General features: G+C 69.3%; 9 protein-coding genes. 3 read left to right on the plus strand and 6 right to left on the minus strand.

All coding sequences use genetic code 11. The features are described 5' to 3' along the window. Positions 1-111: 111 nt before the first annotated feature. Entirely contained in the window at positions 112-537 is a 426-nt protein-coding gene (locus AWZ10_RS21260; RefSeq protein WP_046705406.1) for a nuclear transport factor 2 family protein, read from the minus strand. 111 nt (positions 538-648) lie between these two features. Between AWZ10_RS21260 and AWZ10_RS21265 the strand changes: the two genes are divergently transcribed. Beyond that, positions 649-1,257 (plus strand): TetR/AcrR family transcriptional regulator, encoded by a 609-nt coding sequence (locus AWZ10_RS21265; RefSeq protein ID WP_046705407.1) that lies wholly within the window; start codon positions 649-651, stop codon positions 1,255-1,257. A 1,135-nt stretch (positions 1,258-2,392) separates the two neighbouring features. On the opposite strand, the gene AWZ10_RS21270 is transcribed toward AWZ10_RS21265, so the two are convergent. The 4 genes from AWZ10_RS21270 to AWZ10_RS21285 form a co-directional block, all read right to left on the minus strand. Further along, positions 2,393-3,172, minus strand: coding sequence for a hypothetical protein (locus AWZ10_RS21270; protein ID WP_060891823.1), 780 nt, complete (start codon positions 3,170-3,172; stop codon positions 2,393-2,395). A 675-nt stretch (positions 3,173-3,847) separates the two neighbouring features. Continuing rightward, complete coding sequence (locus tag AWZ10_RS21275) at positions 3,848-4,270, minus strand: hypothetical protein (RefSeq protein WP_060891824.1); 423 nt, start codon at positions 4,268-4,270, stop codon at positions 3,848-3,850. A 166-nt stretch (positions 4,271-4,436) separates the two neighbouring features. After that, positions 4,437-5,087, minus strand: a complete 651-nt coding sequence (locus AWZ10_RS21280; RefSeq protein ID WP_037691587.1) for an MBL fold metallo-hydrolase — start codon at positions 5,085-5,087, stop codon at positions 4,437-4,439. 9 nt (positions 5,088-5,096) lie between these two features. Then, positions 5,097-5,783, minus strand: a complete 687-nt coding sequence (locus tag AWZ10_RS21285) for a maleylpyruvate isomerase family mycothiol-dependent enzyme (protein WP_046705411.1) — start codon at positions 5,781-5,783, stop codon at positions 5,097-5,099. A gap of 223 nt (positions 5,784-6,006) precedes the next feature. Here AWZ10_RS21285 and uvrA point away from each other — a divergent pair, with 223 nt between their 5' ends. After that, positions 6,007-9,075 (plus strand): excinuclease ABC subunit UvrA, encoded by a 3,069-nt coding sequence (uvrA, locus tag AWZ10_RS21290; RefSeq protein ID WP_046705412.1) that lies wholly within the window; start codon positions 6,007-6,009, stop codon positions 9,073-9,075. A 108-nt stretch (positions 9,076-9,183) separates the two neighbouring features. Here the strand turns inward: uvrA and AWZ10_RS21295 are convergent, their stop codons facing one another. Next, the gene (locus AWZ10_RS21295; RefSeq protein WP_046705413.1) at positions 9,184-9,756 is read right to left on the minus strand and encodes a YceI family protein; all 573 of its coding nucleotides are present in this window, start codon (positions 9,754-9,756) and stop codon (positions 9,184-9,186) included. A 100-nt stretch (positions 9,757-9,856) separates the two neighbouring features. Here AWZ10_RS21295 and AWZ10_RS21300 point away from each other — a divergent pair, with 100 nt between their 5' ends. Continuing rightward, positions 9,857-10,711, plus strand: coding sequence for a helix-turn-helix domain-containing protein (locus AWZ10_RS21300; RefSeq protein ID WP_060891825.1), 855 nt, complete (start codon positions 9,857-9,859; stop codon positions 10,709-10,711). The last annotated feature ends 31 nt before the right edge of the window (positions 10,712-10,742 follow it).

The raw sequence follows: 10,742 nt of genomic DNA on the forward strand, positions 1-10,742 counted from the left end.
CCCGCCCGGGCGGGAAAAACGCCGAGGTGGGCAGAGCGTGCGGCGGGCGTCCGCGGACGCGCCCACGCCCCTGGGAGCTGCGGCGCTCTCAGGGGCGGCGGTCCGGGTCCGCTACGGGAGGGGGCGCTCTGCCGTCTGCTCGATCGCGGTTGCCTGGGACCAGACCGCTTGCCACTGGCCGTCTGCGTTCTCATAGGTGTCGGTGTGCCAGTAGCTCGCGCGGGGCACCCGGTGGTGCTTGAAGATCACCTCCAGCGTGGCCTGGTAGCGGATGACGGCGGCGTTCCCGTGAATGCGGACGTCGATGGGGCCGGGTTCCCATTCCACGTAGTCGATGTCTCCGGTTGCGATCGCCTGGAGGTATGCGTCCTTGGGTAGCACGTGGCCGACGGGGGTGACGAGCTGGAAGTCGGGTGCGTGCAGCTCGGAAGCTGCACGGATGTCGCCCGCGACGAGCGCTCGGAGCCTGGCCCGCTCGACGTCGCGGATCTGCTCGGCGATCGCGCCACCGGCCGTGACGGCTGCTGTCTGCGTCATGGGCTTTCACTCCTGATGGGTTGAGAGGCCAGGCACTGAGTGTGGGAACCCCAGATGACCAGCTAAATTGGACTCATTGACGCTGAGAGTCCATTGCGTCAGGATCACAGCATGGCAGACGACCGAACGGAACACATCCTCGATGCCGCACTGACCGCCTTCTGTCAGTACGGCTACGGCAAGACCACCATGCAGGACGTGGCCCGTGCCGCCGGGATGTCCCGGGCTGCCCTGTACCTGCATTTCTCCAGCAAGGAAGATCTCTTCCGGGCAGGGTCCCGCCGGGCGCACTCCCGGGCGCTCGGCGAGGTGGACACTGCTCTCACCCGGCAGGGCGACGTGCTGTCCCGAGTCGATGCCGCGATGGCCGCCTACTTCGATGGACTCCTGGCACAGATCTCGTCGAGCGTGCACGGTGGGGAAGTCCTCGATGCGAGTCTCGACGTCGCCGGAGACATCGCCGGCGAGGCCCATGCGGCTCTGGTCGTCCGGCTCGCCTCCGCGCTGCATACCGCCGCGGCAGCGGGAGAAGTGCAGTTCTCGACCTCCGACGCGACCGCCGAGGACATCGTGCTTCTCCTCCTCGCGGTCGCGGACGGGCTGAAGAAGACGAGCGCGGACCCGCAGTCGCGGCAGCAACGGAAGGCGTTGTTCCTCCGTCTGGTGCACGCGGGAATCGCACCCCTGCGTCAGCCCCTCACAGAAGGCGACGCCCCGTGATGACGTCCCTGCACTGCCCGCGCCCGCGCCCGCACCCGACACCCCAGGGGCCCGCCATGGCGACCCAGGGTGACCCGACCGTCCCGCCGGGTGGCCGAGATGATCGTGAACACGACGACGGGCCGGGTCCGGAGGGCTCTTGCCCTGGGGGAGCGTGAAGCGATCTCCCATGTCGGACCGGAGCGTCACCCCATGTGATGAACGGGGCAGCCCAGGAGGGGGCATGACGATCCTTGCTCACCAGCTCCTCGCTTGAAGAAGCGCAGAGTTGTGTCACGTGCGGCAGGGGGATCTCGCGCATGCCCTGGGACAAGGGGTGGGTTCAGGGGGGTGTGAGGGTGTCGAGCCGGGCGGCGAGGTCGGGGCGGACGCGACCTCATCGCCCATAACGTCGGGGCCCTGGGGCCATGGCGTGCCCTTCCAGCACAGCTCACCGAACTTCTCTTCCCAGTCCGGCGCGGGGTGACCGGGCCGGACCTCGACAAGCCTGCGTTCGGCACGCTCGATGATGGGCGCCCAGCCCGCGCCGCGCGCACTGAACTGACGGTGCCGGGCAGGGCCCGTGGCCCGGGCGCCGGAGGGCGGCGGTGTACTTCTCGCCGGTGGCCGCCCGGCGTCGGCGGGCTTCTGCGCCGCGGTCGACTGCTTCCTCGGCATCTGCTGCTCGCTCCCGGCGGTCTCCCACGCTCCCGCCGGTCGAGGTGAGCCGGGGGAGCGGGCCCGGAGGACCTTGGCCGGTCGATCACCTCGGGGCGAGGGCACTGGTGTCGGTGGGCGGCGTACGCGTCTTGCCGGGCGAGAGCGCACCGCGGCGCTGCCGGCGTGGCGCGAGACGTCTTCCCAGGACCCTCTGCATGTTCCTGGCGGGTGGCTTCGCTGCCCGAGCGTCGACGTGCCTGAACGCGCGACCGCCCCCGCTTCGGTTCGAAACGGGGGCGGTCGTCGTCGGACGGGCTAGCAGCCTCGTGCACGCCACTCCGCGAGGTGGGGTCCGTGCCGAGGGTGGTGTCGTAGAAGCGTCCGCTATTCACTTCGAAGGAAAACGAATGCTCTCTAGAGGTCTCCAGAGGCCATCTCATTTGGCGAGTCTGCGGTACCAGATGAGGGTGCAGCGGCGATGTTGTGTCGCACCCGCTCAGTCGGCCGAAGTGTTCTGTGTCGCCTCGCGTGCCTCGGTGAGGGCTCGCTGCCTGAGGTTGCCGCCGAGCAACTGAATCGTGGTGGCGGCCAGGATGTCATCCCTGCCGATGGTCCGCCTGTCCCCCCTGCGGGCGGACAGGGCCCGGAGGGAATCCTTGAGGAACGGAGGTGGGGCCGGTTCGCCCGACATCACTGGGGTGACCGTACCGAAACGTTTGACCCCGCCCTCGCGGACGACCATGGCCGCGTCCCGGGCGAGGTCCGTCAGGAACACGCTCGCGATTCCGTTCAGGTCGCGGGCCATCGCCGGGACGGCCGTCGCCCCCTGGCTCCACAGCAGCTTCTTGACCCCGGCCTCGAACCTGTGGGCGCCGACCACAGCACTCGGTTTGCGCGACCTGCTGCGCTTACGAGAAGGCACGATGACACCCTCGGTGTCGTACAGGACACCGGTCAGGCCTTGAAACGTCGGGCTGTGGTCGTACCATTTGTCCCCCACCTCGAGCTCGACGTTCCGGTCGATCGCCGAGAGAAGGTCCCCGGGAATCAGCTTCCTACGGGCCTCCGCCGCCGCCGCTCTCTTCGCGCCGTCGATGATCTCCGTCAGCACTGTCCGCGTCACCGACGCGGCGGCCCACGCGGCCGACCGAGAGACGTGCATCGAGGTCACGTCCCTGAACACCGCTTTGACGAGAGAAGGCTTGAACGGCGAGACATCCATGACCGAGGCGGTCTCGGGACCGCTGCGCTCAGGGCGTGCGGGCTGTGCGGTCATCGGAAGAAACGCTCCTTGATGTGATCGGTCATGCGCCCCCTTGCTGAAGAACGCAGAGTAGCGGCGCGCTGGTTTTACTGGCAGGCGTACTTCAGGTTCCGTGCCCGGGCCGTGACGACCTCGCCGATCGCCTTGGCCGCAGCGCTCTGATGCCCCTTCAGCGCGAGCGCCAGCCGATCCAGATCCCCACCCAGCCCCTCCGCGAAGTAAGCGACCGTCCCGAGCCCTTCACGGCCCACCTGATGGAAGGCCTTCGCGGGGAACGTGCACGACGTCGCATTGCCCAGGATGATCCGGCGTTGGCGGAGGTAGCGGCGGTGCGCTTTGACCGCGATCCGGTTACCCCGGTCCCAGGGGAACCGTTCTCGTGCGGCCTGCCGGGCGAGCCGGTTCAGCTGGCCGTTCAGGCGGACGGCGTCGTTCAGGTCGACGACGATTGGGTCCTCCTGCCAGACGACGTGGATGTGTTCTTTCTCGTCGGCGCACTTGCCCGGGTGGTAGTTGATCCCTCCCCACGGTTCGCCGGAGAGGCTGGCGTCGAGGGGGTTGATGATGTTGGTGTCCTCCAGCTGTCGGAAGACTGCGAGGGTGACCTGCTTGGTGCCGATGGTCAGGGCTTGACCTGGATGGTCGCGGTGGTGACTGTGGCGTTCTGCGGAATGAGCCGCTTCTGGGTCACGCGTTCTCTTGGGCGGTTTGGGACGCCATCACGGAGAACCGCGTCAGCTCCCGGACGAGATTGACACGAATGGCGACGGCCGACTGCGGCGCCTGCTGCCTGCCGTCGTCCAAGGACTCGTCGTAGATCGCCGACACGGCGCTCGCAAGTCTGTACGGGATGCGGCACAGCTCCGCGGCCTGGCCAGCGACTGCCTGCGGCCCGTCGATCATCCCCGTGTTGCGGGCCGTATCGATCTCGCCGGCGGCTTCGGCCATCTCCGCGAGGTGCTGGACGATTTCGCCGGTCAACCGAGCGCCGTCGATTCTGTCGTCTCGCGTCGCCTGGACCAGTGTCGACACCGCCTGCATGAAGGCGATGTACGTCGCCCGACGGTTCTCCATGCGCCTGCCCAATGCGCCTGCCCACGTGATCGACATGCAGCCGCGTGCGGGCCTGTTCCTTCGACTGATCCAGCTCCTGGCGCTTGCTGCGCGCCGCTATTCGCGCTTGCCAGGTCGTACCCCTCAGCGCCAGGGAGGCGCCGAGGCCAGTGCCAACGACGCCTAATACGGCCGTGATGATCTGAGTTCTCCTTGCCCGCGACTACCAGCCCCGAGCCCACCACTCCTGAATGTGCGGGCGCTCCGCCCCGAGGGTGCTGTCGTTGCCGTGCCCGGGGTAGATCCAGGCCTCATCTGGCAGGCTGAACACCTTCTCCTCGAGCCCGCTCATCAGGCTCTGGAAGTCCTCGGGCCGTGTTGTCCGGCCAGGACCGCCCGGGAAGAGACAGTCCCCGGTGAAGACGTGCGGATGCCCGTGCGGGTCGTCGTAGACCAGGGCGATCGAACCCGGTGTGTGGCCCACGAGATGGCGCGCGGTCAGCTCCACGCGCCCCACCCGGATCGTGTCGCCGTCGCCGACGGGGACGTCGGTCGCCACCGGGATGCCCTCGGCGTCGTCCCGGCCCGCGTACGTACGGGCGCCGGTGGCCGCCACGACCTCGGCGAGCGCCTGCCAGTGGTCGCCGTGCTGATGCGTGGTGACGACGGACGCGATCCCGTCGTCACCGATCAGGGTGAGCAGGGTGCCGGCGTCGTTCGCGGCGTCGATCAGCAGTTGCTCGTCCGTGGCCCGGCAGCGCAGCAGATACGCGTTGTTGTCCATCGGGCCGACCGCGACCTTGGAGATCATCAGGTCCGGCAGTTCGTGCACATCCGCAGGACCGCCGACCTTCACCGCTCCGCTGTACGTCATGGTGGCAGCCTATAGCGGGGGCAGCGGAGGGAGAGCCCCTCCTTCGACGCGCAGCGCGGAGCCGTCGCGGCGGCCCAGGAGCCAGCCGAGGAGCGCCGGCGCGGTTCCGGTCACCGTCACCCCGGGGCCGGAAGCGGCGCTACCGGTGGTCCACGCGCGTGTGCCGTCCGTCACACGGGTGCACGGCACTTCGGGATGCCCGGTGAAACGGTCGACGAGGAAGTCGATCTCCCGCTCCACGAACTCCTCCGGCAGATCCTCCAGCTCGTACCCGATGCCCAGGTCCACGTGATGGATCTCCACCTCGATCCAGCGCCGGAACGGCACCCTGGACGCGGAGTCCGTGACGCCGTTGCGCAACTCGACCGTGCGGGACCGGTCCCCGGGGGCCGAGGCGGCGTCCTGGAAGCGGTCCGCGCTGTCGCGCACGTCGGCGAGCTGGGTCTTGAGGGCGCGTGGCGCGTCCCGGTCGATGTCCGTGTCCCGGGTCTCCCCGGAGACGTACATGGGGCGCCCTTCGAGGACGTTCACGAGCGCGTCCGCGTTGCGGGCGAGGTGGGCGAGGACGTGGCCGCGGGTCCAGCCGGGCAGCCGTGACGGGTCGGTCACGGCGGCGTTGTCCAGTGCGGCTGCCGCGGTGAGGAGCCGGTCCGTCGCTTCACGTACAGAGGCCAGGTCACGTGCGTGATCCATCATGCCGCCGACCCTAACCCCGCCACACCTTCGGGTGAAGGAGTCCGGCCACGCCCGCAAATCGAATGCACGTGCTATATGGTCGGGTGCGGCGTCGGGCATGCTGGAGGGCCCGGGATTGTTGTGGAACGGGGGAACAGGACCGGCGCTGTCAGTGGCTCCCCCTAGTCTGTGGAAGACGGGGTCCTTGGCCCCTGTCACTCACTCAAGAAAGGTGCGGACCGGCGTGGCCGACCGTCTCATCGTCCGTGGCGCGCGCGAGCACAACCTGAAGAACGTCTCGCTCGACCTGCCACGCGACTCGCTCATCGTCTTCACGGGCCTGTCGGGGTCGGGCAAGTCCTCGCTGGCCTTCGACACGATCTTCGCCGAGGGGCAGCGCCGGTACGTCGAGTCGCTCTCCTCCTACGCCCGGCAGTTCCTCGGGCAGATGGACAAGCCGGACGTCGACTTCATCGAGGGTCTGTCCCCGGCGGTCTCCATCGACCAGAAGTCGACCTCGCGCAACCCGCGCTCGACGGTCGGCACGATCACCGAGGTCTACGACTACCTGCGGCTGCTCTTCGCGCGCATCGGCAAGCCGCACTGCCCCGAGTGCCGGCGGCCCATCTCCCGCCAGTCGCCGCAGGCCATCGTCGACCGGGTGCTGGAGCTGCCCGAAGGCAGTCGCTTCCAGGTCCTCTCGCCGCTGGTGCGTGAGCGCAAGGGCGAGTTCGTCGACCTCTTCGCGGACCTCCAGACCAAGGGCTACAGCCGCGCACGGGTGGACGGCGAAACCGTCCAGCTCTCCAATCCGCCCACGCTGAAGAAGCAGGAGAAGCACACCATCGAGGTGGTCATCGACCGCCTCACGGTGAAGGACTCCGCCAAGCGCCGCCTCACCGACTCCGTGGAGACCGCCCTCGGCCTCGCCGGCGGCATGGTCGTGCTCGACTTCGTCGACCTCCCCGAGGACGACCCCGAGCGCGAGCGCATGTTCTCGGAGCACCTGTACTGCCCGTACGACGACCTGTCCTTCGAGGAGCTGGAGCCCCGCTCCTTCTCCTTCAACTCGCCCTTCGGCGCCTGCCCCGACTGCTCCGGCATCGGTACGCGCATGGAGGTCGACGCCGAGCTGATCGTCCCGGACGAGGACAAGTCGCTCGACGAGGGCGCCATCCACCCCTGGTCGCACGGCCACACCAAGGACTACTTCGGCCGCCTCATCGGCGCCCTCGCGGACGCGTTGGGATTCCGGACCGACATCCCCTTCGCCGGTCTCCCGCAGCGCGCGAGAAAGGCCCTGCTGTACGGCCACAAGACACAGATCGAGGTGCGTTACCGCAACCGGTACGGGCGCGAGCGGGTGTACACGACGGCCTTCGAGGGCGCCGTCCCCTTCGTGAAGCGGCGGCACGGCGAGGCCGAGAGTGACGCCAGCCGAGAGCGCTTCGAGGGCTACATGCGCGAGGTGCCCTGCCCCACCTGTGAGGGCACACGACTGAAGCCGATCGTCCTCGCGGTCACGATCATGGAGAAGTCGATCGCCGAGGTCTCCGCCATGTCGATCAGCGACTGCGCGGACTTCCTGGGAGAGCTGAAGCTCAACCCGCGCGACAAGAAGATCGCCGAACGGGTGTTGAAGGAGGTCAACGAACGGCTGCGGTTCCTGGTCGACGTCGGCCTCGACTACCTCTCGCTCAACCGCGCGGCCGGCACCCTCTCCGGCGGCGAGGCCCAGCGCATCCGCCTGGCCACCCAGATCGGCTCCGGTCTCGTCGGCGTCCTCTACGTCCTCGACGAGCCCTCCATCGGTCTGCACCAGCGCGACAACCACCGGCTCATCGAGACCCTGGTCCGGCTGCGCGACATGGGCAACACGCTCATCGTCGTCGAGCACGACGAGGACACCATCAAGATGGCCGACTGGATCGTCGACATCGGTCCCGGGGCGGGCGAGCACGGCGGCAAGGTCGTGCACAGCGGCTCCCTGAAGGAGCTGCTGGACAACGCCGAGTCGCAGACCGGGCAGTATCTGTCGGGCAAGAAGGTCATCCCGCTGCCCGACATCCGCCGCCCGCTCGACCCGACCCGGCAGCTCACCGTGCACGGCGCCCGGGAGAACAACCTCCAGGACATCGACGTCTCGTTCCCGCTGGGCGTCTTCACCGCCGTCACCGGTGTGTCCGGCTCCGGCAAGTCCACGCTGGTCAACGACATCCTGTACACGCACCTGGCCCGCGAGCTGAACGGCGCGCGAAACGTCCCGGGGCGGCACACACGCGTGGACGGCGACGACCTCGTCGACAAGGTCGTGCACGTCGACCAGTCGCCGATCGGCCGTACACCCCGGTCCAACCCGGCGACGTACACCGGCGTCTTCGACCACGTCCGCAAGCTGTTCGCCGAGACCACCGAGGCGAAGGTCCGCGGCTATCTGCCCGGCCGCTTCTCCTTCAACGTCAAGGGCGGCCGCTGCGAGAACTGCGCGGGCGACGGCACCATCAAGATCGAGATGAACTTCCTCCCGGACGTCTACGTCCCGTGCGAGGTCTGCCACGGCGCCCGCTACAACCGGGAGACCCTGGAGGTCCACTACAAGGGCAAGTCCATCGCCGACGTGCTGAACATGCCGATCGAGGAGGCCACGGACTTCTTCGAGGCCGTTCCCGCGATCGCCCGTCACCTCAGGACCCTGAAGGACGTCGGCCTCGGCTACGTCCGGCTCGGCCAGTCCGCGACCACCCTGTCCGGCGGTGAGGCACAGCGCGTCAAGCTCGCCAGCGAGCTGCAGCGCCGCTCCACCGGACGCACGGTCTACGTCCTGGACGAGCCGACCACCGGTCTGCACTTCGAGGACATCAGCAAGCTCCTCACAGTGCTGTCCGGCCTGGTCGACAAGGGCAACACGGTCATCGTCATCGAGCACAACCTCGACGTCGTCAAGACCGCCGACTGGGTCGTGGACATGGGGCCCGAGGGCGGCGCCGGCGGTGGCCTCGTCATCGCCGAGGGCACGCCCGAGCAGGTAGCCGGGGTTCCGGCCAGCCACACGGGCAAGTTCCTGCGGGAGATCCTCGGCGCCGACCGGATCAGCGACGCGGCCCCGGTGAAGGCCCCGCGCAGGACCGTGGCGAAGAAGGCGGTCGCCGCCAGGTCGACGGCGAAGAAGACGGCGACCGCCCGGACGACCGCGGCCGCCAGGAGCACGGCGACCGAGACCACGGCCGCAAGGACCACGGCCGCCAAGGAGGCGGCCGCGACCACGAAGAAGGCGACTCCCGCGAAGAAGGCCACGCGGGCACGCAAGGCCTGAGGCGGCTGAGCGACAGGTCCTGCCATAACGGGAAATGTTCGGTGGCCCGCGGGAACTCCCCGCGGGCCACCGCTCGTTCTTCTCTCAGCCGCCCCGGCCCTGCGGCAGTCAGCCCTCCTGACCCTCGGGTTCGACGAACTGCATGTCCAGTTGCACCTTGACAACATCACCGAGAAGACCGGCCCCGAAGTCCATCCCGTAGTCGCTGCGCCGGATCTCCCCCGTCGCCTCGAAGCCGGCGTGCCTGCGACCGTCCCCGGGGGAGTCCACGATCCCGCCGAACTCGACGGCGAGCGTCACCGGGCGGGTCACGTCCCCGATGGTCAAGTCCCCTTCCATCGACCACTCCTCGCCCGCCCCGCGCACCCGCGTCGAGCGGAAGGTCATCGTCGGACGTTTCTCGACGTCGAGCAGATCGGCCGAGCGCGTGTGCGCGTCACGGTCGGGGTTCCCGGTGTCGAGGGAGGCGAGGGCGATCTCCGCGCCCACCCGCACGTCGTCGACCGTCCCACCGGCGTGCATCTCGGCTGTGAACTGCTCGAACCGGCCCCGCACCTTGGCGATCCCGAGGTGCCGGATCGTGAAGTTCACGGCGGAGTGCAGCGGGTCGAGTTCCCAGTGGCCGGGGGACAGGGGCAGAGCGGAGGCGGTCGGCGCCTGCGGCGCGTCGTTCGGATTCATGCCTCCACCATCCGGCGTTCCACACCCGGGAGGGAGGCCGGGCCGAGGGTGGTAGCGCGAGGGCCACCCTCAGCGGCGGCACACCCTGTACGTTCGACGGGTGAGTGACAACGAGTTGGCCGCCTTCCTGCGCAGCCGCCGCGAGGCCATCACCCCGGCCGAGGTGGGGCTGCCCACCGGCCCCCGCCGCCGCGCACCCGGCCTGCGCCGCGCCGAGCTGGCCACCCTCGCCGGGATCAGCGTCGAGTACCTCACCCGGCTGGAACAGGGCCGCGACCGCAACCCCTCGTCCCAGGTGCTCGGCGCTCTCGCGGACGCGCTGTGCCTGCGGGTGCCGGACCGGATCCTGCTGCGCCGGCTGGCCAAGGAGAGCGGCCACGACAACATGCTCTGCTCGGCCGTCGTCCCGCCCGCCCACACCGTACGGCCCACCGTGCGGGCCCTCCTCGACAGGCTGGAGCCCACTCCGGCCGTCCTGCTCAACTGGCTCGGCGACATCGTGGCCCACACCTCGGGCTACGAGCGGTTCGCCCGCCCGCTCGGGCTCCTCGACGGCGACCCGCCCAATGTCATGCGCTATCTGTTCACCGACGTGCGAGCCCGCGCGGTGTACCCGGGCTGGGAGCGGCTCGCCGACGAGCAGGTCGCCCATCTGCGCCACGAGGCCCCGTTGCACGACCCGTATGTCGCCGCCCTGGTCGACGAGTTGACGGTCACCGCGGGAGCCCGGTTCACCCTGCGGCTGAAGGGTGTACCGGCCATGCCGCTGCGCAACGGCACGGATCTCGTCGAGCACCCGGCAGCGGGACGGCTGCGTCTGTCGTACGAGACGCTCGCCCTGCCGGACGACGGCCAGCGCCTCATGGTCCACCTCCCGGCCGACGAGGCCACGGCCACCGCCCTCGACCACCTCAACGGCCGTAAACCGGGCGCTCTGCGCGCGGTCGGCGGCTGAGCGCGGCGCGCGCAGGGCCCCGCGCGTGGGC

This window comes from Streptomyces europaeiscabiei (assembly GCF_001550375.1).
GTDB lineage: Bacteria > Actinomycetota > Actinomycetes > Streptomycetales > Streptomycetaceae > Streptomyces > Streptomyces europaeiscabiei.

What these genes read in the sequence shown, in the direction of transcription:
- AWZ10_RS21260 (WP_046705406.1), bottom strand. Translation starts at nt 537, where the DNA reads ATGACGCAGACAGCAGCCGTCACGGCCGGTGGCGCGATCGCCGAGCAG.
- AWZ10_RS21265 (WP_046705407.1), top strand. Translation starts at nt 649, where the DNA reads ATGGCAGACGACCGAACGGAACACATCCTCGATGCCGCACTGACCGCC.
- AWZ10_RS21270 (WP_060891823.1), bottom strand. Translation starts at nt 3,172, where the DNA reads ATGACCGCACAGCCCGCACGCCCTGAGCGCAGCGGTCCCGAGACCGCC.
- AWZ10_RS21275 (WP_060891824.1), bottom strand. Translation starts at nt 4,270, where the DNA reads ATGTCGATCACGTGGGCAGGCGCATTGGGCAGGCGCATGGAGAACCGT.
- AWZ10_RS21280 (WP_037691587.1), bottom strand. Translation starts at nt 5,087, where the DNA reads ATGACGTACAGCGGAGCGGTGAAGGTCGGCGGTCCTGCGGATGTGCAC.
- AWZ10_RS21285 (WP_046705411.1), bottom strand. Translation starts at nt 5,783, where the DNA reads ATGATGGATCACGCACGTGACCTGGCCTCTGTACGTGAAGCGACGGAC.
- AWZ10_RS21295 (WP_046705413.1), bottom strand. Translation starts at nt 9,756, where the DNA reads ATGAATCCGAACGACGCGCCGCAGGCGCCGACCGCCTCCGCTCTGCCC.